At 40.2% G+C, this 24,915-nt stretch carries 22 protein-coding genes; 4 read left to right on the top strand and 18 right to left on the bottom strand.

Translation table 11 applies throughout. From position 1 onward, the window contains the following. Window positions 1–3: 3 nt before the first annotated feature. Window positions 4–525, bottom strand: coding sequence for an RNA pyrophosphohydrolase (gene rppH / locus ACFI4Z_RS16370; RefSeq protein WP_099297272.1), 522 nt, complete (start codon window positions 523–525; stop codon window positions 4–6). Between the two features lie 531 nt (window positions 526–1,056). Between rppH and mutH the strand changes: the two genes are divergently transcribed. Beyond that, window positions 1,057–1,728: a DNA mismatch repair endonuclease MutH gene (gene mutH / locus ACFI4Z_RS16365; RefSeq protein WP_462671505.1), complete on the top strand. Its 672-nt coding sequence runs from the start codon at window positions 1,057–1,059 to the stop codon at window positions 1,726–1,728. Window positions 1,729–1,751: 23 nt separating this feature from the next. Here mutH and ACFI4Z_RS16360 read toward each other — a convergent pair whose 3' ends face one another. From ACFI4Z_RS16360 to rlmD, 7 genes are all read right to left on the bottom strand, one after another. Continuing rightward, on the bottom strand, window positions 1,752–2,621 hold the full coding sequence (locus tag ACFI4Z_RS16360; RefSeq protein WP_462671504.1) for a hypothetical protein: 870 nt from the start codon (window positions 2,619–2,621) through the stop codon (window positions 1,752–1,754). Between the two features lie 58 nt (window positions 2,622–2,679). After that, window positions 2,680–3,354: a hypothetical protein gene (locus ACFI4Z_RS16355; protein WP_462671503.1), complete on the bottom strand. Its 675-nt coding sequence runs from the start codon at window positions 3,352–3,354 to the stop codon at window positions 2,680–2,682. A gap of 493 nt (window positions 3,355–3,847) precedes the next feature. Next, window positions 3,848–5,146 (bottom strand): phosphopyruvate hydratase, encoded by a 1,299-nt coding sequence (gene eno, locus ACFI4Z_RS16350; protein ID WP_099297274.1) that lies wholly within the window; start codon window positions 5,144–5,146, stop codon window positions 3,848–3,850. A gap of 108 nt (window positions 5,147–5,254) precedes the next feature. Further along, window positions 5,255–6,889 carry a CTP synthase gene (locus ACFI4Z_RS16345; protein ID WP_099297276.1) on the bottom strand — a complete coding sequence of 545 codons (1,635 nt, stop codon included), beginning with the start codon at window positions 6,887–6,889 and terminating at the stop codon, window positions 5,255–5,257. 161 nt (window positions 6,890–7,050) lie between these two features. After that, complete coding sequence (gene mazG / locus ACFI4Z_RS16340; RefSeq protein WP_462671502.1) at window positions 7,051–7,848, bottom strand: nucleoside triphosphate pyrophosphohydrolase; 798 nt, start codon at window positions 7,846–7,848, stop codon at window positions 7,051–7,053. A gap of 8 nt (window positions 7,849–7,856) precedes the next feature. Further along, entirely contained in the window at window positions 7,857–10,013 is a 2,157-nt protein-coding gene (gene relA / locus ACFI4Z_RS16335; protein ID WP_462671501.1) for a GTP diphosphokinase, read from the bottom strand. Between the two features lie 8 nt (window positions 10,014–10,021). Further along, window positions 10,022–11,347: a 23S rRNA (uracil(1939)-C(5))-methyltransferase RlmD gene (rlmD, locus tag ACFI4Z_RS16330; protein WP_462671500.1), complete on the bottom strand. Its 1,326-nt coding sequence runs from the start codon at window positions 11,345–11,347 to the stop codon at window positions 10,022–10,024. A 97-nt stretch (window positions 11,348–11,444) separates the two neighbouring features. Here rlmD and barA point away from each other — a divergent pair, with 97 nt between their 5' ends. Continuing rightward, window positions 11,445–14,210 (top strand): two-component sensor histidine kinase BarA, encoded by a 2,766-nt coding sequence (gene barA, locus ACFI4Z_RS16325; protein ID WP_462671499.1) that lies wholly within the window; start codon window positions 11,445–11,447, stop codon window positions 14,208–14,210. 17 nt (window positions 14,211–14,227) lie between these two features. Here the strand turns inward: barA and ACFI4Z_RS16320 are convergent, their stop codons facing one another. Continuing rightward, window positions 14,228–15,199, bottom strand: coding sequence for a hypothetical protein (locus ACFI4Z_RS16320; protein WP_462671498.1), 972 nt, complete (start codon window positions 15,197–15,199; stop codon window positions 14,228–14,230). A 384-nt stretch (window positions 15,200–15,583) separates the two neighbouring features. On the opposite strand from ACFI4Z_RS16320, the gene ACFI4Z_RS16315 reads away from it, so the two are divergent. Continuing rightward, a complete protein-coding gene (locus tag ACFI4Z_RS16315; protein WP_462671497.1) occupies window positions 15,584–16,051 on the top strand; it encodes a YcxB family protein in 468 nt (155 codons plus the stop codon). Window positions 16,052–16,077: 26 nt separating this feature from the next. Here ACFI4Z_RS16315 and csrA read toward each other — a convergent pair whose 3' ends face one another. The 6 genes from csrA to ACFI4Z_RS16285 all read right to left on the bottom strand — a co-directional run bounded on the left by csrA (window position 16,078) and on the right by ACFI4Z_RS16285 (window position 22,154). Then, entirely contained in the window at window positions 16,078–16,269 is a 192-nt protein-coding gene (gene csrA / locus ACFI4Z_RS16310) for a carbon storage regulator CsrA (protein WP_099296369.1), read from the bottom strand. 83 nt (window positions 16,270–16,352) lie between these two features. Next, window positions 16,353–17,576 (bottom strand): aspartate kinase, encoded by a 1,224-nt coding sequence (locus ACFI4Z_RS16305; protein WP_462671496.1) that lies wholly within the window; start codon window positions 17,574–17,576, stop codon window positions 16,353–16,355. 6 nt (window positions 17,577–17,582) lie between these two features. Beyond that, entirely contained in the window at window positions 17,583–20,183 is a 2,601-nt protein-coding gene (gene alaS / locus ACFI4Z_RS16300; protein ID WP_462671495.1) for an alanine--tRNA ligase, read from the bottom strand. A gap of 19 nt (window positions 20,184–20,202) precedes the next feature. Next, the gene (locus ACFI4Z_RS16295) at window positions 20,203–20,655 is read right to left on the bottom strand and encodes a regulatory protein RecX (protein ID WP_462671494.1); all 453 of its coding nucleotides are present in this window, start codon (window positions 20,653–20,655) and stop codon (window positions 20,203–20,205) included. Between the two features lie 8 nt (window positions 20,656–20,663). Next, window positions 20,664–21,452 carry a BPSS1780 family membrane protein gene (locus ACFI4Z_RS16290; protein ID WP_462671493.1) on the bottom strand — a complete coding sequence of 263 codons (789 nt, stop codon included), beginning with the start codon at window positions 21,450–21,452 and terminating at the stop codon, window positions 20,664–20,666. Between the two features lie 78 nt (window positions 21,453–21,530). Beyond that, window positions 21,531–22,154 carry a GTP cyclohydrolase II gene (locus tag ACFI4Z_RS16285; protein ID WP_099296373.1) on the bottom strand — a complete coding sequence of 208 codons (624 nt, stop codon included), beginning with the start codon at window positions 22,152–22,154 and terminating at the stop codon, window positions 21,531–21,533. A gap of 495 nt (window positions 22,155–22,649) precedes the next feature. Here ACFI4Z_RS16285 and ACFI4Z_RS16280 point away from each other — a divergent pair, with 495 nt between their 5' ends. Then, on the top strand, window positions 22,650–23,729 hold the full coding sequence (locus tag ACFI4Z_RS16280) for an energy transducer TonB (protein WP_462671492.1): 1,080 nt from the start codon (window positions 22,650–22,652) through the stop codon (window positions 23,727–23,729). A gap of 60 nt (window positions 23,730–23,789) precedes the next feature. Here the strand turns inward: ACFI4Z_RS16280 and ACFI4Z_RS16275 are convergent, their stop codons facing one another. Genes ACFI4Z_RS16275 through ACFI4Z_RS16265 form a run of 3 tightly spaced genes read right to left on the bottom strand, consistent with a single transcriptional unit; the run spans window position 23,790 to window position 24,915 of the window. Further along, window positions 23,790–24,218 carry a low molecular weight protein-tyrosine-phosphatase gene (locus ACFI4Z_RS16275; protein WP_462671491.1) on the bottom strand — a complete coding sequence of 143 codons (429 nt, stop codon included), beginning with the start codon at window positions 24,216–24,218 and terminating at the stop codon, window positions 23,790–23,792. 11 nt (window positions 24,219–24,229) lie between these two features. Then, the gene (locus ACFI4Z_RS16270; RefSeq protein WP_462671490.1) at window positions 24,230–24,649 is read right to left on the bottom strand and encodes a tetratricopeptide repeat protein; all 420 of its coding nucleotides are present in this window, start codon (window positions 24,647–24,649) and stop codon (window positions 24,230–24,232) included. 50 nt (window positions 24,650–24,699) lie between these two features. Continuing rightward, window positions 24,700–24,915, bottom strand: coding sequence for a TIGR02450 family Trp-rich protein (locus tag ACFI4Z_RS16265; RefSeq protein WP_462671489.1), 216 nt, complete (start codon window positions 24,913–24,915; stop codon window positions 24,700–24,702).

Genomic DNA, 24,915 nt, shown 5'->3' with positions numbered 1-24,915 from the left:
TCCTTATCTACCTTTGTGTCGCCATGAATCTTTTGATTGTTCACGCTTATTAAAAGGCATCGCAAATGGTGCAAACTCTTTCATGACGCGACGGTATACATCGCGTTTAAACGATACAACTTGCCTAACCGGATACCAATAACTTACCCAGCGCCAATCGTCGAACTCCGGGTGATGAGTTTTAAGTAAGTCTACTTCTTCATCTTTACAACGAAGTTTCAGTAAAAACCATTTTTGTTTTTGCCCAATACACACCGGACTTGAATCGCGGCGGATTAAACGTTTGGGTAATTTATAGCGTAACCAATGTTTAGAACTTGCAACAATTTCTACATCTTCTGGGCGCAAGCCTACTTCTTCGTGTAATTCACGGTACATTGTTTGTTCTGCGCTTTCGCCACTGTCAACACCCCCTTGCGGAAACTGCCACGAATGCTGACCATAGCGTCGAGCCCAAAAAACTTGTCCCTGATTATTGCAAATTACAATTCCGACATTGGCACGAAAACCTTCGGCATCAATCACCTTAGTGCCTCATTTGTAAGTCGATTTTTAATGATTGTTCCACATTAGCTGCAATACGGCAAACACTATTATAACCAAGCACACTACAGGTATAGATTTAAGGGTCAATGAAGTGCAATTATTAACCGAACATTCAAGTGCAATGTTATTTTTAATAAATATGGATAATACTTCAGCTATTTTACTCATCTTACTCACAGCTTGTGCATAACTTTAATTTATACAGGTTATTTTGCAAACAAATCCACAATAGGCGATCTAATAAAACGCCTTTTCCACAGATTCTGTGGATAACATTGTTCATATATCTGTATTTATCCTAGTTAACGTTTGATATGTACTACTTTAAAATTTGATAAAGAACACAAAAAACATAATAATCATAAACTTAAGTAGATCATATTTAGCTTTAAAGCTGTAAAAAAGTTACCCACCAAGGCTTGGGTGAAAAACACCCAAACACATAGATATCCACTCACAATCAATTTTGCTATCATGTAATGTGAATTAAAACAATAGAATAATACCCTTATGCGAGCTGTAAAACCTCAGTCAATCAATGAATTAATGCAACGTGTAAATACTATCGCGGGCATGACATTAGGCCAATTAGCACAACAATATCAATTTAAAACACCGGATGATTTATTGCGAGAAAAGGGTTGGACAGGTCAACTGATTGAATATGTACTGGGTGCAACGGCCGGTTCGAAGCCGACACCTGATTTTGAAGAGTTGGGGGTAGAACTAAAAACACTGCCGATTTCTTTTAAAGGTAAACCCCTTGAAACCACGTTTGTATCTGTAACTCCTTTACTCAATGTTACAGGAATGACATGGAAACAAAGTCATGTGCGCCAAAAACTAAACCATGTTTTATGGCTACCTATCTTAGGTGAGCGCGATGTTATTCCATTTGATAGAGTAATAGGTAGCGGTTTTCTATGGCAACCAAGTGCCAAGCAAGATGCACAATTACAACGTGATTGGGAAGAGCAAATGGAATTAATTGCATTAGGTCGCATTGATGAAATATCAGGGCATTTAGGCGATGTAATGCAAATACGCCCTAAAGCAGCCAATAGTCGGATCGTGACCGACGCAATTGGCCCTAATGGTAAATTAATAAAAACCCTGCCCCGTGGCTTTTATTTAAAAACCAACTTTACTGGCGAGATACTAAGAAATCAATTTAGCTTATAATTATACATACAAGTCAGGATAACTTAACTAGCCTCCAACTCACACGGCTGCGCATTTTGAATTGATTCATTTGCGTAGCGAAGTAGCCAGTTTCGAGTATTTTTAAATGTCGTAAATTGACAATTTCTTTCCACTACTTTTGCTCTGATAAGTTTATTTTTACCGTTAATGTTAATTACATGAGAAGCGATTTTCTGTTTATTACTTTTAAATTCAAAAGCGAGCTCTGACTTCGCTAACTCAATAACACCACCAAGTAAATATGCAAACTTACTTTGAAGTTCTTCAGCGCCACCGGCAAAGATACTATCACGCTCCTCTTTAGTAATAATTTTAGAGGTGATACTTATTAAGTTTCTATACTTGAATAAAGGCTTACGACTTTTAGTCTTTTTATCGTTAATCCACACTTGAGCCTTCACCGCAACTTGATTCATATTCTCATTAATAAAAAAGATAGGCTTTATATATAGTGTGTTATGGTTAAGTTTATCGCTATAATATGGCTCATGTTCACCGATAAAATCTTCATTTTTAAACCCATTTGTAAGAGTAATAAATTCTGCAACAGCCTCATTAGCTTTAAGTTGTTGTTGCGCTAACTTACCATCTTGCAAAGCTGATGAAGCTGCTGCATGAGCAGCTATTTGCGCCATCATCCCTGCAATTCCCGCGGCCCCAGAATACATTACATTAGACCCCTCTATTGAGCTGTCTTTAATGTATACACCTCTGATATCAAATTCTTGGCTATTTACAAACGTAAATCTAAAATCCTCTGATTTTATTGCTGTATCTTGTGCATTTACATATTGAGTGTAATCGTCTCTCAAAGGGGTAGAATTACACCCAAGCAAAAATAAACCCAACACTAATGGCAAAATAGTTTTCATAATTACTCCCTTTTACAAAACCTATATAACCGTGGCAATAGCCACGGTATAAGGAGAATTAAATATTATTACGAATCAATGTTTTTACATTTTCGATTGCTTGGTAGTATGACGTCGTTACGCCTGGGAATTGATCGGGCTCATCCCACACACCTTCAGGTTGTATTTTCTCATCTACGCTTTGATATTGAAGATACTTATTCGTATCTAAATCGACTGTATATACTAAGCCCTTTAAGTACCCTTGAGGATCACCATTCGGTACGTAGCTACTAAAACTTCGGTATGCACCAAAACTATGAAAATTAGCAACAACTAATACATCGATGCCATGCTTCTCTTTCAAACCACGAAAATCCTTTTTAGCAAAGCCAAGCTCTCCCTTAAATTTTGGTAATTTATCGATTAACTTTTCATCATCAAGCGCAAGTACATAATTCGACCTTTGCTTAAAACCTTCCTCAATAACACTTTTTAACTGCTCAATATCGTCAGTTGGTAGGCTTTCTAAATGCTTATCCAAAGAGCTAGTTAAAGCAGAAGCTACGCCATAACATAATAAACAACTCGCGCCGTATATATGTGTTGTCGCTTTTTCGCCTCGCTGAAAATATAAACCAACCTTTCTCTCTTTATTATTAAAGTGGTTTGCCTCTAACTTAACTGTGGGCTGCGGCGTTGTGCCACAACCTACTAATAGCACAGCTAAAAAAGTCATTATTAATTTTTTCATTCTAATTTTCCTAATTACATACCGCAAGCTTCGCATTCAGCTTAGCTTAATCCAGCGTGTAATTTACATAAAAAACGTATAGCTAACAACTACCTATTCACCTTCATTAACAAAAAAGATAACTGCCTTAATATATAACCTTATTCTTGCAAATTAGGATGGAATTTATTTTTAAAAATCAATACATCTCTTAACCAGAAATCTGGTTATACCAATACGATTAATTAAGTGGTCTATTTTGAGGTTAGAAAAACGTGTTTTTAGCAAGGCAAAAAATCGCTACTTTTCTGTTTTAATGAGAATTTTTTAACGCAGGTAGCGGCACGTCTAGCCCCGCAAAATGATTAAGTATTATTGCGGGTTGGTATTATGCAGTGTTTTATTCATAATTTAAAAAAGGTACTAGCATCGTATAAAATATATATCGCTATTGATCAAAAAAATCCCCGCATGCGCGAGGATTTTTTAAAAGTTTAAATCAGATGCTAAAGCATTACTGACCTTTAACTTCTTTAAGGCCGTTGTACGGTGCTTTAGCGCCTAATTGCTCTTCAATGCGAAGCAATTGGTTGTACTTAGCAACACGGTCAGAACGGCTCAGTGAACCCGTTTTAATTTGACCCGCTGCGGTACCTACTGCTAAATCAGCGATAGTGGCGTCTTCTGTTTCACCAGAACGATGAGAGATAACCACTGTAAAGCCAGCATCTTTAGCCATTTTGATTGCTGCTAACGTTTCAGTTAGTGAACCAATTTGGTTAAATTTGATTAAAATAGAGTTAGCAATACCGTTATCAATACCACGCTTTAAGATTTTAGTGTTTGTAACGAACAAGTCATCACCAACTAACTGAACTTTGTCACCAATTAATTGTGTTTGGTGTGCAAAGCCGTCCCAATCAGACTCATCTAGACCATCTTCGATTGATACAATTGGGTATTGCTCAGTAAGATCTTTTAAGAAGTGGTTAAATTCTTCTGATGTGAATTTTTTACCTTCGCCTTTCAGGTCATAGATATTTGCTTCTTTGTCGTAGAACTCAGAGGCAGCACAGTCTAAGGCTAATGTAATGTCTTTACCTAGCTCGTAACCTGCGTTTGCTACAGCGACTTTAATCGCAGCAAGGGCGGCTTCATTTGAAGCAAGGTTAGGTGCAAAACCACCTTCGTCACCTACAGAGGTTGAGTGACCTTCTGATTTAAGTACTTTTGCAAGGCTGTGGAATACTTCAGCACCCATGCGTAGTGCTTCACGGAAGTTAGCCGCGCCAACAGGTTGAACCATAAATTCTTGAATATCTACTGAGTTGTCAGCATGCTCACCACCATTGATGATGTTCATCATTGGTAATGGCATAGAGTACACACCAGGCGTGCCGTTTAGATCAGCAATGTGCTCATAAAGCTCTACTTTTTTAGATTGAGCAGCAGCTTTTGCTGTAGCAAGTGATACGGCTAGAATTGCATTAGCACCTAATTTTTCTTTATTTTCAGTGCCGTCTAAATCTAGCATTACTTGGTCAACAGTCTGTTGTTCTAATGCGTTTTGACCTTCTAAAGCAGCAGAGATTTCATTATTGATAAAACCAACCGCTTTTAAAACACCTTTACCTAAGTAACGTGCTTTATCACCATCACGTAATTCAAGTGCTTCGCGAGTACCTGTTGATGCACCTGAAGGTGCTGCAGCGCGTCCCCAAGAACCATCAGCTAAATGAACATCAGCTTCTACAGTTGGGTTACCACGCGAATCCATAATTTCGCGACCAATCACTTTTACGATATTTGACATCTCGATTCCTCTTTTCCCAAAATGGTGAGTTTGCCGGCTTTATTAATTTTCCTTAATACCGCCGCTTTAAAAACAAATAAGCCGTGCATAGAGCACGGCTTATTCACATTACGATGACGCTTTTTGATGAGTGTGTGCAGCTGCAACAAACCCTTCAAATAGCGGGTGACCATCACGTGGTGTTGACGTGAATTCCGGGTGGAATTGCGCGGCAATAAACCAAGGGTGATCTTTGTTTTCGATAATTTCAACTAGCTTCTTATCTTCAGATAAGCCAGTGAAGCTCAAGCCAGCTTGCTCAAGCTTTTCTACAAAGTTGTTATTTACTTCGTAACGGTGACGATGACGTTCAACAATCTCATCACTGCCGTATACTTCACGTACCTTTGAACCCGGCGTTAAGTGGCATTTTTGAGCGCCTAAACGCATTGTGCCACCTAAATCAGATGCTTCATCGCGTACTTCTACGTTACCATCTGCATCTAACCACTCAGTAATTAGGCCTACTACAGGCGCTGAAGACTTCGCATTAAATTCTGTTGAATTAGCATCTAAAAGACCTGCAACATTACGTGCATATTCAATTAAGGCTACTTGCATGCCTAAACAAATACCTAGGTAAGGTACTTTATTCTCACGGGCATATTTTGCCGCTAAAATTTTACCTTCAACACCTCGGCCACCAAAACCGCCCGGTACTAAAATCGCGTCTAAGTGAGCAAGTCGTTCTGTACCTTTGCTTTCAAGATCTTGTGAATCAACATATTCAATATTAACGGTTAAACGGTTTTTTAGACCTGCATGTTTAAGTGCTTCGTTAACTGACTTGTATGCATCTGGTAATTCAATGTATTTACCTACCATACCAATTGTTACTTCGCCCGTAGGGTTAGACTCTTGGTATAATACTTGTTCCCATTCAACCAAATCAGCTTCAGGCGCTTCTAGGTGGAAACGACGACATACAAAGTGATCAAGCTCTTGAGACTTTAATAGTGCTGGAATTTTATAAATGCTGTCTACATCTGGTAATGAGATAACTGCTTTCTCTTCAACATTAGTGAAAAGTGCAATTTTGGCACGCTCATTATTTGGCAATTTACGATCAGAACGACAGATAAGGATATCTGGCTGAATACCAATTGAGCGTAGCTCTTTAACAGAGTGTTGCGTTGGTTTGGTTTTCACTTCACCTGCAGGGCCTAAGAATGGCACTAGCGTTAAGTGAATAAACAATGCGCGCTCACGGCCAATTTCCGTGCCTAACTGACGAATTGCTTCTAAAAATGGTTGTGACTCAATATCACCTACCGTGCCACCAATTTCAACGATTGCCACATCATGGCCTTCAGCACCGTCATAAACACGTTGCTTAATATCGTTAGTAATGTGTGGAATTACCTGAATAGTTGCACCAAGGTATTCACCACGACGCTCACGACGCAGTACATCTTCATATACACGGCCTTGTGTGAAGTTGTTACGGCTTGTCATTTTGGTGCGAATAAAACGCTCATAGTGACCTAAGTCAAGGTCTGTTTCTGCACCGTCTTCGGTGACAAATACTTCACCGTGTTGAATTGGGCTCATTGTGCCTGGGTCAACGTTGATGTAAGGATCCAGCTTTAGAATGGTAACATTAAGACCACGGGCCTCTAAAATAGCTGCCAATGATGCTGCTGCAATACCTTTACCCAACGAAGAAACAACCCCGCCGGTAACGAAGATAAATTTTGTACTCATGCGAACCCTAGAATATCAGGAATTAAAAGGAATATAATACCCAAACAAGTGATTTTGGAATATGTTCAAGACGGGGCGAAATTATAGCAAAAGCCTCTCTATCAATCCAGTGAAAGTTAGCAATTCTCTGCACAAAAAACACACTCCAAAACGCTCACTATCTAAGGCTGCTTTTTAATCGCCTCCCACGCAGCATCCATTTCTTCAAGGCTTGCGGTGTCAAGCGACTGTCCTTTAGCCTGTAAATAAGCCTGCACCTTTTGAAATCTTGATGAAAATTTATCATTTGCGCTGCGTAATAACTGTTCAGGATCACGTTTTATATGACGTGCAACATTAACGGTCGCAAATAACAAATCGCCCACCTCTTCAGCAGTATGCTCTGAGTAAGGGTCAACCGCGAGTGCTTCTTTTACTTCATCAACTTCCTCAGCCACTTTATCCAGCGCACCATGATAAGTGGGCCAGTCAAAACCTAGCCCAGCGACACGTTGCTGAATCTTTTTTGCTTTACTTAATGCTGGTAAGTTAACAGGTATATCTTGCCACAGCGAAGTGGTTTCACCCGTGTTTTTATCTTTGCGTTCTTGTGCTTTAATTTGCTGCCACTGCTGCGCAACTTGGGTGTCAGTTAACGCATGCTGATCTGCAAACACATGAGGGTGGCGTCTGATAAGTTTGTTATTTAAAACACTTACAACATCTTCAAAATCAAATAGGGCTTGTTCCTTTGCCAATTGCGCATAGAAAACAACCTGAAAAAGTAAATCGCCTAACTCTGCTTTTAGCTCTGTGTAATCACCACGCTCAATACAATCGGCCACTTCATACGCTTCTTCTAACGTATGCGGCACGATCGAGTTAAAATCTTGCTTTAAGTCCCAAGGACATCCGCTTTGTGGATCGCGCAGCTTAGCCATAATTGCTAATAATTCAGATAATGAGTTTTGCTTTTCCATAAACCCCTCTAGTGGCTTCGCTTTGCTTGGTGAACGCCTTCAATCTGATCCAACTTTGAAAGCAAACGATTGGTACTAGACAAGTCGTGTACCTCAACTTGCATTGTAAATTTAGCCAGTTGCCTGTCTTCGAGTGTTTCCATATTCATGTTCAACACGTTTACTTTTTCATTAGCAAGCACTGAACTAATATCACGAATTAACCCTGCGCGATCTGTGGCTTCAATTTTAATACTTAACGCGTATGAACCATTAATTTCATCTGACCAACTAACTGCTATTACGCGTTCTGGGTGCTTATTTTTTAAATTTGTAAATGAGTCACAATCATCTCGATGTACGGCAATACCCCGGCCTTGTGTGATATAGCCAATAATTTGCTCACCAGGAACTGGGCGACAACATTTAGCTACATGGCTCATTAAACTGCCCACACCATCAACCACAATGCCGTTTTTATCACCGCTCATTTTAGTCGGATTTTTAAAGCGGATAACAGGCTCTTCGTCTGTGCGGTCAGTAATTGAATTGAGTAATTGATTTAATCGTACATCACCGGCACCAATCGCAACTAATAAGTCATCCAGCTCTTTAAAATTATAGCGCGCGATTGCAGGCTCGAGCTCTTTATAGGTAAGCTCTAACTTTTGCAGTGCTGTGTCTATGATCTCTTTACCTGCGCTTAGATTTTTATCACGATCGAGTTGCTTAAACCAATGATGGATCTTTGCGCGCGCTCGTGATGATTTAATATAACCCAATGCGGGGTTTAACCAATCACGACTCGGGTTGGGTTGCTTTTGGGTGAGAATTTCTACTTGATCGCCCGTACTCAATTGATGAGTAAACGGCACAATTTTGCCAAATACTTTAGCACCAATGCAGCGGTGACCTACATTTGAATGAATGTAGTAAGCAAAATCCAGTGGTGTTGCTCCCAGTGGTAAGTCAAAAATATCACCGCGCGGGGTAAAGATATAAACGCGGTCTTCTACCACTTGGTTTTTCAGTTCATCCGCTAGATCACTGCCATCAACCACTTCTTCTTGCCATTGCAGTAGTTTACGTAACCAACTAATTTTTTGCTCATAACCTGAACCACGGCTAGGGAGCGCACCTTCTTTATACATCCAGTGAGCGGCAACACCCAGCTCTGCATCTTGATGCATTGCATGAGTACGAATTTGGATTTCAACGGTTTTTCCCTCCGGGCCAAACACCACCGTATGAATAGACTGATAGCCATTTTGTTTTGGTGTGGCTACGTAATCGTCAAACTCTTTGTTTAGATGCCGCCAATTAGTATGCACAATACCGAGTGCGCCATAGCAATCTTGTAGCTCATCAACCACAATCCGCATGGCACGAATATCAAAAAGTTGATCGAATTCGTAATTTTTTTGCGCCATTTTTTTGTAGATGCTGTAAATGTGTTTTGGTCGACCATAAACCTCGGCTTTAATACCAACTTCAGCAAGCTTTGTTTTTACTTGTTCAACCATATCAGCCATATACGCCTCACGGCCAAGGCGCTTATCGTCTAATTGCTTAGCAATACTTTTATACAAGTCGGGGTGCAGGTAACGAAAAGAAAGGTCTTCTAGCTCCCACTTTAATTGGCCTATCCCCAAACGATTAGCTAGCGGGGCAAAGATATCGGCAGTTTCTTTAGCTGCTATCACACGCTCTTCTTCATTGGCATTTTTTAGCTCGCGTAGATGACATACCTGTTCGGCAAGCTTAATCACTACTGCACGCACATCCTCAACCATGGCTAATAACATGCGGCGAATATTATCGACTTGCACGGTGCCATTGCCTTGGTGAGCTAAGGTACTAATCGTCGCCATTTGCGAAACACCCGTAAGCAACACGCCAACATGACTACCCATTACCTCTGTTACTTTTTCAATGCACACTAAATCGTCTAGAAAATAGGGAGTAATGTAAGCCGTTGCTAACGTTTCAGAGTCCAGATTCATTTCCACCAATATTTCAACCATTTCCATGGCCATCATCTGTTGGTGTTGATCAGGAAGAGCCGCGCATAAAGAGTTGGCTTTGATCAGTAACTCGCGCTTATCTTTGGTTAACGCGAGTAATTCAAGTCGCGTTTTAAAATCTGCTGACTTATCCTGCTGATGTGATTGCCGTGTAGCTACCATGTTGCGCTCTATCTCCTTTGAAATAATGCCATTGTTTCAATATGCCCTGTGTGGGGAAACATATTCATTAGCCCTATTTTTTCAAGTGAAAACCCCGCTTGCGAGATAATTGCACTGTCACGGGCTAAAGTAACAGGGTCGCAAGAGACGTATAAAATCGTTTTAAATTGCTTAAGCGGCAGTTGTTCCAAAATAGCCATAGCACCAGTTCGAGAAGGGTCTAATAATAAAACATCTAATGCTTTACTAAACCAAGGTGCTTGCTCTATTGATTTAGTTAAATCAAAGCAATGAAATTGCGCATTCGCTATTTGGTTAGTTTGCGCATTTTGACGAGCCATTGCAACCGCCGATGACACTCCTTCAACACCAATTACATTTTTTGCACATTTAGCCACCACCAAGGAGAAATTACCAATCCCGCAGAACAGATCAAGTATTTGTTCGTCCCCATTTAAATCAAGCCAGTCAACAGCTTGAGTTAACATAGCTTGGTTAACTTTAGCATTAACTTGAATAAAATTACCTAAGCCAAATTCAAATTTTAAATGCTGTTCAGGTAGTTGATAAAATGGCATTGCTAGATGGTCATGCTCAATTACATCACTTTGGTCTTGAAAAATAATTTGCCACTGCAAGCTCGCACCAAGTTCAATTATTATTTGTTTTAGTGGTTCCTTTATCATTTTAGTATGGCGCAAAATGACAAAATTTTGCTCATCTGCTTGGCATAATTGAATGTGACTAACGCTACGAAGCTCATTATATTTATTCAGTAAGGTGTCAAAGAAGCTGAAGACATCATCATAAACGTGGCTTAGAACGGGGCATTTATTGACACTAATAATTTGTTTAGAGCCCTTTGCTCTATAACCTACACGCATTTTTTTTGCGTTTTTGTCGTACATTACGGCTAAGCGCGCACTACGGCGGTAATGCTTTGGCTCACTTAATAATGGCGGCTGCCATGCCATATTTTCTAGTTTTGCAAACTTAGCGAACAGCTGACTTACTGCAACCTGTTTCTCAACCAGTTGCTGATCCAACCGCAAATGCTGTAATTGACACCCTCCACATTGCTCGTAATGCTCACAAAAAGGGGCAACTCTGGCATCACTTTGATGCTCCACTTTGATTGTTTTTGCTGCGCAGTGGCGAGATTTATCCTCTGTCAATTTTGCCTTTACGACTTCGTTGCTCAAAGCGCCACTAACAAAGCATACTTTATTATTATACTTAGCAATGCCTCGCCCTTGATGGTCCATGCCAGTGATGGTTAATGAAACAGGCTGCCCTGAGAGGGTCTTTTTTTTTACTTGGAAAAACTGTGCCATCGGGCAACACCTTAAATATTGATTGTATCGGCAAGATTGATTACTCGCCTATAAGTATATACTCTTAGTTAACTAATAATGATAACTACATTAACTTATGACTAAACTTGGTTTGCGCGACTCAGTTTTAGCGCTGACATTAATTCCCACAGTTCTAATTGGACTACTACTTGGTGGCTATTTTACAATAAATCGTTACTTTGAGCTTGATAAAATATTATATCAGCAAGGCTCAATGATTTCGGAGCCATTATCGATTGCAATAGAGCAGCCTTTACTAGCAAAAAATAAACAGCAACTTAATCGACTAATTAGTCATGCTCACAATAAACACTCGCCAGCGATAAAAACCATTGCAATTTTTGACGCAAACAAACAACTCATTCTGACCAGCAATTACCACAGCGACTTTGATGAGCAAATAGATGAGTCTCAATTACGAGCTGATAATAAAACGAAACAGCAAGAAAGCGATGGATTCATCCTATTTTACACACCCATTGTCAACCTCTCAACGCCCGAGGCTCGCTGGAGTGATTCAGCGTTTCAAACTACTTTAGGCACAATTGTTGTTCAACTTAATAAAGACCCGGCAATTATCGGACAACAAAGAGCACTGTTAATCAGCGGAATTGTAATTATATTTGCACTATTGCTTGCCGCTATTTTGGCGATTCGTTTAAGTAGGATGTTCATAACACCACTTAATAAGCTAGTTATTGCCAGTGACAGGTTAATCGAAGGCAAACGAGATACTGGCCTAAACACACCAATGATGGGTGAATTTGAGCAACTTCGCCTAGGCTTAAACACCATTTCTGATACCATGGTGGTGCAAAGAGACGAAATGCAAAAGCACATTGACCAAGCCACCAGTGATTTGCGCGAATCGTTAGAAATGTATGAAACACAAAATATTCAACTTAATATTGCGAAAACAGATGCTCAGGACGCTAACCGTGTAAAGTCAGACTTTTTAGCAAAAATGAGCCATGAATTACGCACTCCACTCAATGGTGTTATTGGATTTACACGGCAACTACATAAAACGCCTTTAAATAAACACCAAAAAGACTACCTCGATACTATTGAACTCTCCGCCAATAGTTTGATGACAATCATTAGTGATATTTTAGACTTTTCTAAGCTTGAAGCGGGTGCTATGGAGCTGGAGTCAATCCAATTTCAGTTACGCGACAACATCAATGAAGTACTTACATTACTTGCACCAAGTGCCGACGAGAAACAACTAGAACTTTCCATTTATATAAATTCACAAGTCCCTGACAATATTACTGGCGATCCAACTCGCTTTAAGCAAGTACTTATTAACCTCATAAGCAACGCAATTAAGTTTACTGAAAAAGGTGCCATCAAAATTGATGTTGGCCATCGCCTTTTAGACGAAGAGCGCACTTCAATTCTCGTGTCAGTGACTGATACTGGTGTTGGTATCCCAATGGACAAACAAGATGCACTGTTCACACCATTTGGGCAGGCAGATTCAAGTATTACCCGTAAATTTGGAGGAACAGGACTTGGCCTGATTATTACAAAACACATTGTTGAAGCCATGGGTGGACGTATTACTCTTAACTCAGCACCCGGGCATGGTACGTGTTTCACGTTTAATGGTGTATTTAGCCTTCCTAGCCATAATGTTACAAATGACTTACCAAGTAAATCGCTTGCCAATAAGCGCATATTGTACCTAGAGCCACATGAACACACTCATTATGCAGTCTCATCTTTATTAAAAGATTGGCAAACTCAAGTAACCGGCTGCTTTGATGAAGAAAGCTTTTTCGACGAAATCAAAAAAGATTTTAATTACGATATTTGTATCATTGGCCATGTTGCCGCAGTCGATGAAATGCAGCGTTTAAAAAGCTATATAAAAGCGGCGCGTGAATCCACCGATTACTTATACCTGATGTTAAATACTGTATCGCATAGCATGCGTGAATCTTACATAGGTAGCGGTGCAGATGCGTGTTTAAGTAAACCTCTTAATCATCGCAAACTGTGTGAAGTGCTAGCGGCTCCTTATCGCCTTGATCACCCCGTACACAATATTGAACAAAGTGACGACAAGCTTTTACCATTAAAGGTGCTGGTTGTAGATGATAACGACGCCAATTTAAAGTTAATTTACACATTACTAGAAGAAAAAATAGAGCTCATCGATACAGCTCACAATGGCTCGCAAGCATACAGCCTGAGCAAAAGTCATAAATACGATATAATATTTATGGATATCCAAATGCCGATTATGGATGGCATCACGGCCTGTAAACTTATTCGCGAATCATCTCTTAACGAAGATACGCCAATCATTGCCGTAACGGCACATGCCCTTGCAGGTGAGAAAGAGCAGCTAATAAAAGATGGCTTTAAAGGTTATTTAACCAAACCTATCGATGAAGATATGCTAAAACAGAGCATTAGCGAATATAGCCCTAAATCACCAATTATACGGGATAAAAACCGCCAAGAGCATATTGTGTCAGAGCCTCCCTTCACCAGCAATTCACTTGATTGGACTCTCGCGCTGCAACGAGCCGGAGGAAAGCACGAACTCGCTTTAGAAATGTTAAACATGCTCTTACTTAGTGTTCCAGAAACATTACGCTTACTCGATGAGGCTATTCATAATCAAGACTGTGAGCACGTACTCAGTATTATTCATAAGTTCCATGGCGCATGTTGCTATACAGGTGTTCCAAAGCTTAAGAAGCTTGCTGAAGGACTTGAAACCGCTTTAAAAGGTGATTGTGATTTAAGTTATATTGAACCTGAACTCTTTGAGCTACATGATGAACTTGAAAACTTAATAACTGATGCAGGTATGGCTCAACAATAGAGCCATACCAAAAACGCTTAATGACATATCTGCGTTAATGCTTTTGCTGATTTTAGACTGCTTATTTTCCAAGGCTGTTTTTGTGCAGTTAAATCAATTGAAACCCTTGCGATATCATTAAACAAGTAGTCTCCTGGCGCATTCAATCGAGTTAAGTATTTACTTAACTTCTGCTGGCAAAAAGGCCCTGTGTCACCATGTATTACCAATACGGGCTTGGCAACGGACTGTGCAAACGCAGCAAGTGCTTCTCGGTACACTTTAAATCCATCACACTGTTTCACAACCGTTTTGCTGCAGGCTGGTTGCGCCGTACCATGAGTATAAATATCGGCTTGAAATCCAATAACATATGCTTTCACTAATGGGTCTGCGCGCGACAACCACTCGAGGTTTAATTCATCCCGTTGCTGAGCAGCCTGATTCGCCAACGCTTTATCTGTTTTTAATACTTGCCGACGGCCGTTATGAGTCCCTGCGATATGTAAGGTAATAAATTCAACCCCTGCTATTTGCCAACGTGCATTCTCGACCATGGCCTGCTGTGTTTTATATTTTGCTAACCTACTTGCTTGTTTTAGGTAGTCCAGCGTGTACATAAGGCGTTTAATAAATGCTAAACGTTCAAGTTCATCAAAACGAGGGGTTAAACTATTACGGTCACAGTCAGTCCACTCATTATCGCCTGGGGTATATATAAATGGCTTATTTGTCAGCCCTCTGAGTAGCTTTTTATTACTCATTAGAAGCTCATTTGTACAAGGCTCTGACCCTGCTTTTATATCGCCTAGATGCATCAGAAATGAATGGGGTGTCTGCAGTATTTTTTTGGCTAAAATACCGTTTTTGTTCAGGCTCACCTTATCCACTGAAGTGTAAGGCATATCAGCAATAACTAAAAAATCAGTATCGGTTGCAGAGTTTAGCGGTTCGCTCACCAAGTCTGGGCTGTTAGATAATACCTGCAGTAAAGTTAACATTAGAAACATATTCATTCCAAAAGGCTAAAGCTATGTTTCAGTTAACCACTTTATAAACATAATTAAAAGAAACGGCTTTTTCTATTATACCCAAACCACCTCAAGATGCAGAATTCAGCGTTTCACAGGGGCTTAATATCAAGGCGTTACTTTGCAATAATGGCTATCCCTTTTAAGAAGGAACAACGATGAGAGTAAGTTTCTGTGAAGCGCCCAATGGGTTGGCTTAAAAGCGATTTATACTGCGTTATCGATTTTAACAATAGAACCACTATTATTTGCAATCAATGCCTTGCCTAAATCGCTTTTAATTCCAACTGAAACTCGAATCTTGAGGTGATTCGGGTATAGTCTTGTTAAAATACATTAACAGTTAAAATTTATAGCCTAATTATGCAATTTAATACTAGCTACACACTTGATAAGCCTTACTTTTATGAATGTTTCGATGAGTCACTTCCCTACAGTACACAAGCCAAGCCTAAATATGCCTTTTTAGTACTTTTGATCAGTTTAGGATTTATTTCTATTTATGCCTTAGAGCAACATTATCTTGGTAACTTTATGATTATGGCGGCCGTTGTTGAGTGCATTGCCTTTTACTATCGCAGGCCATGGTGGGTAACACGTCAAATGCTGAGCCGTGCATCAGGTTCAAAAGCCACATTAACAATTGATAAGGATGGTTTTAGTAGCGAAAACCCGCATAAAAGCTATCAAATTACATGGCAGCAAATTGATGATGTTATTTTTACACCTCGTGGTATTTTACTAAAAAATAAAAAAGGCATGCAGTATATATCTAACAGCGTCCTCAGTGATGAAGCTATCGATTACATAAAAAAAAGAGCCGCTAAATAGCGGCTCTTTTATGTTAAATAAATTAATTAAACATTACCCGGACTAGGGTTAGACTTTTCAGCTTGAATACGCATGTAAATTTCTTCACGATGAACTGAAACGTCTTTAGGTGCATTAACACCGATACGTACCTGATTTCCTTTAACACCTAGTACAGTGACAGTTACTTCGTCACCAATCATTAGGGTTTCACCTACTCGACGAGTTAGTATTAGCATTCTCTTGCTCCCATGTTCCAATAAATTAAAAGATTCCGCTTTCGTATCTTAAAGAAAATAAACCTTAAAAGTAAGTAAAAACTCTAAATCGATTCACTTTCTGTCAAAAAAACTTTATGTAATGCACGAACAGCTAGCTCTAAATATTTTTCTGCAATCAAAACTGATATTTTAATCTCAGATGTTGATACAAGTTGCACCGTTATATTCTCTTGAGCTAATGCATCAAAAAATAAACTTGCCACACCTGAATGTGACTTCATACCAACACCAACTGCTGATACTTTAGCAACTGAACTGTTCCCAGTAATATCGGTACTACTAATAATATGGCGGTTATTTCGCAATACTTCAAGCGCTTGTTCAAAATCATTGGTGTGCACCGTAAAAGCATAGTCTACTTTATCAACGTTATGATTAACTTGATTAATCATATCTACTTCAATGCCACTCTCAGCGAAAAGTTTCAAAATGGCCGCCAAGTGATGAGTACCACTTGGTACCCCATCTATACGAACCAAACTCTCGTCACGATTAAAAGCGATACCTGAGACTACGGATTTTTTCATATCGGTTTCTTCAAAGCTGATCAAGGTGCCTTGATCTGGGTTAAAACTGGATAAAACACGAATAGGTAGATTATATTTGCCAGCCGCCTCTACACAACGAATATGCAATACTTTAGCGCCTAAACTTGCCATCTCAAGCATTTCTTCAAAAGTGACATGGCTCATTCGCCGCGCTTTAGGCTCTATTCGAGGATCTGTGGTATAAACACCATCAACATCAGTATAGATTTGGCACTCATCTGCACCAATTGCACCAGCGACTTCCACGGCAGATGTGTCTGTTCCGCCTCTTCCTAAAGTAGTGATATTTCCCTCTATGTCTCGCCCTTGAAAACCAGCAATTATAGCGATGCGGTTATGTTCAAGCTCGTGCTTTAAACGAGTGGCTGCGACATCAGTAATACGCGCTTTACCAAACATATTATCGGTTTGAATATTAACTTGGTCGGCAAGTAAACTCACCGCTGAATGACCCCGTTTTATAATAGCCATAGCAAGCAAAGCGATAGAAACTTGCTCACCTGTAGTGACTAAAACATCAAGTTCACGGCTGCTCGGGCGAGCATCGATTTGTTTTGCAAGATTGATAAGGCGATTAGTCTCTCCAGACATTGCAGAGAGCACCACCACCACTTGATGACCTTGTTGCTTGGTTTTCACAACAAGGTCGGCGACGGCTTCAATACGCTCAATAGAGCCTACCGAAGTGCCACCGAACTTTTGAACTATAAGCGCCACTTAAACTTATGCGCGCTCAGTAAGCCAAGCTGTCACGCTGTCTAAGGCTGTGCTTAAGTTCTCTGGTTGTGAGCCACCAGCTTGCGCCATATCAGGGCGACCGCCACCTTTACCACCCACTTGTGAAGCCATATGGTTTACCAGCTCACCTGCTTTAACTTTACCAGTTAGGTCTTTAGTAACACCCGCAATCAGACTGACTTTAGCACCATCTGCAACACCAAGGGCAATAACACCTGAGCCAATCTTGTTTTTCAGGTCATCAACCATGCCACGTAAGGCTTTAGATTCAGTCCCTTCTACATTGGCAACAAGCAGTTTAACGCCATTAACTTCAACAACAGAATCAAGTAGCGATGCGCCAGCAGCACTGGCTAGTTTATCGTTAAGCTGTGCAATTTGCTTTTCAAGACCTTTCGACTTTTCAAGTAAAGCAGTTACTTTTTCAAGCACTGATGCACTGTCGCCTTTAACAAGCGCAGCTACGTCGTTTAAGTGTTGTTCTTGTTCGCTAACGTAAGCAATCGCGTCAGCACCGGTTACCGCTTCAATACGGCGAACACCCGCAGCTATACCACTCTCTGATACAATTTTAAACAAACCTATGTCACCAGCACGCTTAACGTGAGTACCACCACATAGCTCAATTGAGTAATCGCCAATAGTGACTACGCGTACTTCGTCATCGTATTTTTCACCAAATAGAGCCATTGCGCCTTTTTCTTTAGCGTCATCAATGGCCATAAGCTCAGTATTTAACGCAAAGTTACGGCGTATTTCATCGTTAACTACGCGTTCTATTTCACGAAGCTCATCTTTTGTTACGGCTTCAAAGTGCGAGAAATCAAAACGTAAACGCTCAGGGTCAACTAAAGAGCCTTTTTGCGATACATGATCACCCAACAATTGGCGTAATGCTTCATGCAAAATATGTGTAGCTGTATGGTTCTTTTTAACACGCTCACGACGCGCGTCATCAATAGTGGCTTCTACCTTATCGTTAACACCTACACGGCCAATAACAGTACCGTGATGGGCAAACGCATTACCTAGCTTTGTGGTATTGGTAACAGCAAACTCACCACCTGCTACTTTTAATGTGCCTGTGTCGCCAATCTGGCCGCCTGACTCTGCATAGAACGGTGTACGATCAAGTATAACAATACCCTGTTGACCATCTTCGAGTACTGAAACAGACTCACCTTGGGCAAACATTTCAATCACAGTGCCACTGTATTGAGTCGCATCGTATCCTTTAAAGTCAGTGTGTTTATCAGATTTTAATTGTTGATTATAATCTGCACCAAACTTACCTGCTTGCTGTGCAGTTTTACGCTGCACATCCATGCACTCTTGGAAACCTTGCTCATCAATCGTCATAAAACGTTCGCGGGCAACGTCAGCGGTTAAATCGGCAGGGAAACCATAGGTATCATAAAGTTTGAATACTAATTCACCCGGGATCACATCGCCACTCAAGTTCGCTAAGCTATCTTCTAAAATAGCTAAGCCACGCTCAAGCGTTTTACCAAACTGTTCTTCTTCAATACGTAATACTTTTTCAATAATTTCTTGTTGCTTAGCAAGCTCAGGGTACGCCTGACCCATTTGCTCAATCAGTGCCGCAACAAGCTTATAGAAGAATGCTCCTTGAGCACCTAATTTATTACCATGGCGCACAGCACGACGAATAATACGGCGCAGTACATAACCACGGCCTTCATTTGATGGCATTACACCGTCTGAGATTAAAAATGCACATGAACGAATATGATCAGCTACTACGCGCAGTGACTTATCGTCCATATCTTGCGCATTGGTTACTACCGCTGCTGCTTTGATTAAACCCTGGAATAAATCGATTTCGTAGTTTGAGTGCACACCTTGCAAAATAGCGGCTATACGCTCAAGTCCCATACCGGTATCAACAGACTGCTTTGGTAGTGGCTCCATAGTGCCGTCGCTTTGACGGTTATATTGCATAAATACCAAGTTCCAAATCTCGATGAAACGGTCACCATCTTCTTCAGGTGAACCTGGAGGCCCACCCCAAATTTCTTCACCATGGTCATAAAATATTTCAGAACACGGGCCACACGGACCTGTATCACCCATTGACCAGAAGTTATCAGCAGTATCAATACGAATGATACGCTCGCTTGGTAAGCCAATATCTTTTGACCAGTAATCAAACGCTTCTTCATCTGTGTGATAAATAGTAACAAGCAGCTTTTCTTTTGGAAGCTTCACTATTTCAGTTAAGAACTGCCACGCAAACTTAATCGCATCTTGTTTAAAGTAGTCACCAAAGCTAAAGTTACCTAGCATTTCAAAAAACGTATGGTGACGCGCCGTATAGCCTACATTTTCTAAATCGTTATGCTTACCGCCAGCACGAACACAGCGTTGCGAGCTGGTTGCACGGTTGTAAGGACGGCTTTCTGCGCCTAAAAATACATCTTTAAATTGCACCATACCGGCATTATTAAATAATAACGTCGCATCATTACCCGGGATCAGCGAGCTAGATGGAACAATTTGGTGTTGTTTAGCGGCAAAAAAGTCTAAAAACTGTTGCCTGATCTGTGCGGTAGTCATGTGCTGCATTTGAAAGTCTCACCCATTTTTACTGTGCTTGCATTGCAAAATCTATTTGTTCGTAACTGAACCCTCGATACATCAAATAGCGTGTACGCTTGGCTTTTTCTTTGTAATCGAAATCGTTCTGTGCATTTGAATACTTTTTTAAATACGCTTCCTGCGCTAGTTGAAACCAGTCTATCTCCATTGTTTCAACAATTGTAATGAGCAAGGCTCTATCAATTCCCTTAGCCATGGCTTCGCTTTGTATACGCTTTAGGCCATGCTTTTTAGCAATATGGCGACGCACAAACCCTTCAACATAACGCTGCTCATTTATAAAATTGTGCTCTTCACACCAATCTAATAAAGCCTCGATAAATTCAGGCGTCGCCTCTTTTTGCTGTAATTTCTTTGTTAATTCACGCCGTGAATACTCTTGTCGTGCGAGTAACCAAAGTACGTAATTTTTCAGCTTTTTTTTAAGCGTGTCATCCATCTGCGTCATTAAGCGTCAAAACGCCCGGTATCATTAGACTGCGCAGGCTCTGTTGGTTCGCTTTGCGTTGGTGGTACCACAGGCATAAAAATAGCTTGGTATGATACAAAAAAGCTAATGTAGCAAATTGGCATTAAAACCAACAGCGGTATAAAAGTTAAAAACGCAGATATAACAATAAATACGGCACAAATAGCACCATAAACACTTAATGCAGCAACATTATGGTAGAACACCATTAGCGAGCTTTTTAACACTTCAAGAATACGTTTTTGCTGATTAAAGTAAACCAAGGGTACGGCATAGGCAAACGCAGTAAGGTAGAACGAAATAGCGATTAAAAACAACGCTATATTGGCCATAGAAATACTGTCAATCACTTGCTGTAATGCAACATTAGGGTCAACATTCGGATCGCTCATAATAGCAACCGCTTCTGCAAATAGGCCATTAGCAAGTAATGCCATTAGTACTCCAGCTGCCATTTGATACAGCGCTAAACGCAGGAGTCCAAGGCGGTTACCTTTAGCTGAGAAAGGCTTGAGTATATCCGCCAACATAATTTTGCCGCCTTGCTGTTTGGTCAACACAGCTTGATAAAAGCCCGCGGTTAAAAATGGGGTTGCCAGTGCAGCAATGATTTGTAAGAAAGGCAAAAATAGCGATAACAACCCAACTATGCCGATAAATAAATGCATAAATATAAAAGTAAGCGGCTGGGTTTTAAAAATAAGCCAACCGGCTTTGAACCACTTAACACCAGCATCAGCTTTAAATACTCGTAACTCGATTGACATACATGCTCTTAATTTAAAAACAAAACACGCCGAGTATAACTCGGCGCTGGATGGGATTACAGAGGTGAGGCCGCAAAACTACGGTTTTTTAATCTTCTTTATGTCTAACATGTGCGCGCCATGCTTTATTTTTGTTTCTAAGTAAGACTTATTGCCTGCTACACCCGCTTTGATATGAGCGTGAGTGCCAATAACGGCGTCAACTTCAATACCGGCATCTTTTAAAGCATTTAGCTTTTTCGGGTTATTGGTCATTAATTTAACATGGGCCAATCCCATTGCCTCAAGCATTAAAACAGCATCAGAAAAATCACGTAAATCATCTGCAAAGCCCAAATGATTATTTGCTTCGTATGTGTTCATACCTTGGGACTGCAGTACATAAGCATCAATTTTATTATACAAGCCTATGCCTCGGCCCTCTTGGCGTAAATAAAGTAAAATCCCTCCTTGATTGTGCATCATCTCAATACACTCGTTGAGTTGCTCACCACAATCACACCGCGATGAATGAAACACATCACCGGTTAAACACTCTGAATGCATGCGAATAAGCGGCACTTTTTGCTCACTATCAGCGCGATTAAACACCAAAGCTACATGCTCTTGCCCATCATTTAAGCCGCTGAACGAAATTATTTCTGCGGGGATATCACTGTTTTTTCCAACGTTAAGCTGGACTCTAGCTCTTACTTGCGCCACGACAAATCCAAATATAAAAGTAAATGCGATACATTAAATGTGATATTATCACAAAAAAAGACACGGATGTATGATCACCGCATGAAGTGAAGACTATATTGAGGCTATCACTTACAATTCAAGCATTATACCCAAGCCACCTCAAGATGCGAGTTTCAGTTGGAATTAAAAGCGATTTAGACAAGGCATTGATTGCAAGGAATAGTGGTTCTATTGTTAAAATCAATAACGCAGTATAAATCACTTTTAAACCAACCCGTTGGGCGTTTCACAGGCACTTACTCTCATCGTTGTTCCTTCTTAAAAGGGACTGCCATTGTTGCAAAGTAACGCCTTGATATTAAGCCCCTGTGAAACGCTGAATTCTGCATTTTGAGGTGGTTTGGGTATATACCCAAGTTAAAAGCCGCAGTTAACATTTAATATTACTGTTCTTAAATGACACGTGCGTACCTATTTGGTAGTATTCACTAACACAAAGTAATAAGGATTATTATGAAGGTATCAACTTTAGTGCTGTGTCTCGGTCTAGCTTATAGCAACTATGCAGTGGCAAATGAAACTTTAAACGCTGATTTTAAAACCGCCTACCAAAATTATTTAACAGCCCAGCAAGGAGGCGAAAATGCCTACCTTTTTGCTAAACAAGCCTACACTTTAGGAAAACAGCTATACGGTCCTACATCGGATAATACAGCAAATCTTGCAACTAATTTTGCAAATGCACTTAAAAACAAAAGCAAAGAGTCAAAAGTTGAGCGTTATGATTTGTTTAAAAGTGCTTATAGCATATTAGCCAAAAACCATCCTGAGAATAGTTTAATCTTGGTCGATTCGCTCACAGGTATGGCCAATAGCGCATCAACAGCCTCTCATGCAGTGGATTTGTATGACCAAGTAATCGACCTTGCAAAGCATAACAACCAGTTTAAGTTAGCAGCTGACTTGCAGCTAACTGCAGCCAAAGATTTTGCCTATTCACACTTTGGCAGAAAACATTTAACAGCACGCAAATACTTAAAGCAAGCGGATGAATATTACACACAAAATTTACCTGAAAATTCTGTAGAACGAGTTAAAGCTGATTTTCTAGTTGCCGCTTTTGCACAAGGAAAAAAGCAATATAACAAAGCGATTAAACGTTTAAACCGCATTGTAAACGTATTTGATAATGCGCTGAGCTTTGATCATCAAGCAGAGCTCAGTGCGCATTCTAAGCTCGTTCACCTTTATGAACTAAAAGGTCAAAGTGAAGAAGCTACTAAGCACTGCATCGCGATTGCTAAAATGGTGCCATGGAAAGAAAATCAAGAGCAAACCCCGCTCTATCGAGAAAACCCTGATTATCCTTTGAGTAAAGTTAAACAAGGACGCAGCGGCTATGTGCAAATGGAATTTGATGTAACGCCAACTGGATTTGTAGAAAACATCAGCGTATTAAAATCTGTTGGTGGAGTTGCGTTTGAAAAAGAAGCCTTAAAAGCCATAGAAAAGTGGCGCTATGCACCTAAATTTGAAGACGGTCGTGCTGTACTGGCCAAAACCAAAGTGCAACTTGATTTTAAAATACGTTAAATACCTTATTAATCAAAAATAGCCCTGTTAAGGGCTATTTTATAAAGTATCGAGAATAGCCTAGCTCGCCCCTTCAATTAAATCAAGTACGTGCTCAAAGCCATTTTCTCCCCCGTAATAAGGGTCTGGAATTTCGTCGGTCACTGAATTACCGTAACTTAAAAACAAGGCTAATTTATACTGTAAATGTGATGGGCAAAGCGCGGTTAAATCAGCCAAGTTCGATTTATCTGCCGCCAGTATTAAATCAAAATAGTCAAAGTCGTGAAGACTAACTTTGCGCGACTTCATACCTTTAAAGCTATAACCGCGCTTTAATCCTGCAGCCTGTGAACGCTTATCTGGTGGATTACCTGCGTGGTAGCCAATTGTGCCAGCCGAATCGACCTCTACAGATACCTTACGCTCTGCCACTTTTGCCTTTAAAACGGCTTCTGCAGTGGGTGAGCGACAAATATTACCTAAACACACCACCAACACTTTTTTCATTGCCTCTTCCTTTAGCCTTTTAAATCAGTTAGTAAGCCGTCAATTTCCGCTTTTAGTTCTTTATCTGCAATTTTGTTCGCACTCACCTTAGCTTCTTCAAGCGCTTTAATCGCCTGCGGTTGTTGACCTAATTCAACATGCATAGTTGCTAATGAATAGCCTATTGATGACATGTAATCTTTCGCATTAATAGCTGATGCTTTCGCCAATGCTTTTTCGTATAGCGTAATTGCATCACTAAATTCGTCAGTAAAGTCAGCTAACGTTTCCCATTGTACAGGGTGATCTTTATCTGTGTTTTCGTTTTCAATACACAGGGCTTTAAGCTCATCGTAAAGCGCATCAAATTTCTTTTGATCTTTTCTTTGTGCAGCATGAACAAGATCACCTGCAAGATTTAGTACACGTTTATACAGCTTGGTATTCATCATTTTAAAGACCTTCTTTTATAGAGGTGAAATAATAGCACACGCGCCGGTTTTTATTTCCACCCTTGGAGCCAAACGTCTTGCTCTTTAAGCTGTCGCCAATCAATTAATTGAGCTCGTTTTGACATTACAGCCTCTATTTCACAATGAATTAGCACACCCTCTTCATCAAATTCAATGTCGGTAATTATAAAGTGCTTTTCTTTATTGCTAGGTGATACTGCTGTCCACTTACTGCGTAATAACTTGCGAGGGTTTATTTGGTTCAT

Source organism: Pseudoalteromonas sp. RWi3, assembly GCF_054960735.1.
Note: the sequence above shows the minus strand (reverse complement) of the source record. Positions and strands in the feature narration are given on the sequence as shown.

Excerpts from the sequence above, each read along its gene's own strand:
- ACFI4Z_RS16265 (WP_462671489.1), bottom strand. The coding sequence starts at position 24,915 with ATGAACCAAATAAACCCTCGCAAGTTATTACGCAGTAAGTGGACAGCA.
- rlmD (WP_462671500.1), bottom strand. The coding sequence starts at position 11,347 with ATGGCACAGTTTTTCCAAGTAAAAAAAAAGACCCTCTCAGGGCAGCCT.
- mutH (WP_462671505.1), top strand. The coding sequence starts at position 1,057 with ATGCGAGCTGTAAAACCTCAGTCAATCAATGAATTAATGCAACGTGTA.
- alaS (WP_462671495.1), bottom strand. The coding sequence starts at position 20,183 with ATGCAGCACATGACTACCGCACAGATCAGGCAACAGTTTTTAGACTTT.
- ACFI4Z_RS16270 (WP_462671490.1), bottom strand. The coding sequence starts at position 24,649 with ATGATGAATACCAAGCTGTATAAACGTGTACTAAATCTTGCAGGTGAT.
- ACFI4Z_RS16290 (WP_462671493.1), bottom strand. The coding sequence starts at position 21,452 with ATGTCAATCGAGTTACGAGTATTTAAAGCTGATGCTGGTGTTAAGTGG.
- ACFI4Z_RS16275 (WP_462671491.1), bottom strand. The coding sequence starts at position 24,218 with ATGAAAAAAGTGTTGGTGGTGTGTTTAGGTAATATTTGTCGCTCACCC.
- ACFI4Z_RS16315 (WP_462671497.1), top strand. The coding sequence starts at position 15,584 with ATGCAATTTAATACTAGCTACACACTTGATAAGCCTTACTTTTATGAA.
- ACFI4Z_RS16320 (WP_462671498.1), bottom strand. The coding sequence starts at position 15,199 with ATGTTTCTAATGTTAACTTTACTGCAGGTATTATCTAACAGCCCAGAC.
- ACFI4Z_RS16295 (WP_462671494.1), bottom strand. The coding sequence starts at position 20,655 with ATGGATGACACGCTTAAAAAAAAGCTGAAAAATTACGTACTTTGGTTA.
- ACFI4Z_RS16345 (WP_099297276.1), bottom strand. The coding sequence starts at position 6,889 with ATGAGTACAAAATTTATCTTCGTTACCGGCGGGGTTGTTTCTTCGTTG.
- relA (WP_462671501.1), bottom strand. The coding sequence starts at position 10,013 with ATGGTAGCTACACGGCAATCACATCAGCAGGATAAGTCAGCAGATTTT.
- eno (WP_099297274.1), bottom strand. The coding sequence starts at position 5,146 with ATGTCAAATATCGTAAAAGTGATTGGTCGCGAAATTATGGATTCGCGT.
- ACFI4Z_RS16360 (WP_462671504.1), bottom strand. The coding sequence starts at position 2,621 with ATGAAAACTATTTTGCCATTAGTGTTGGGTTTATTTTTGCTTGGGTGT.
- ACFI4Z_RS16280 (WP_462671492.1), top strand. The coding sequence starts at position 22,650 with ATGAAGGTATCAACTTTAGTGCTGTGTCTCGGTCTAGCTTATAGCAAC.
- csrA (WP_099296369.1), bottom strand. The coding sequence starts at position 16,269 with ATGCTAATACTAACTCGTCGAGTAGGTGAAACCCTAATGATTGGTGAC.
- ACFI4Z_RS16355 (WP_462671503.1), bottom strand. The coding sequence starts at position 3,354 with ATGAAAAAATTAATAATGACTTTTTTAGCTGTGCTATTAGTAGGTTGT.
- barA (WP_462671499.1), top strand. The coding sequence starts at position 11,445 with ATGACTAAACTTGGTTTGCGCGACTCAGTTTTAGCGCTGACATTAATT.
- mazG (WP_462671502.1), bottom strand. The coding sequence starts at position 7,848 with ATGGAAAAGCAAAACTCATTATCTGAATTATTAGCAATTATGGCTAAG.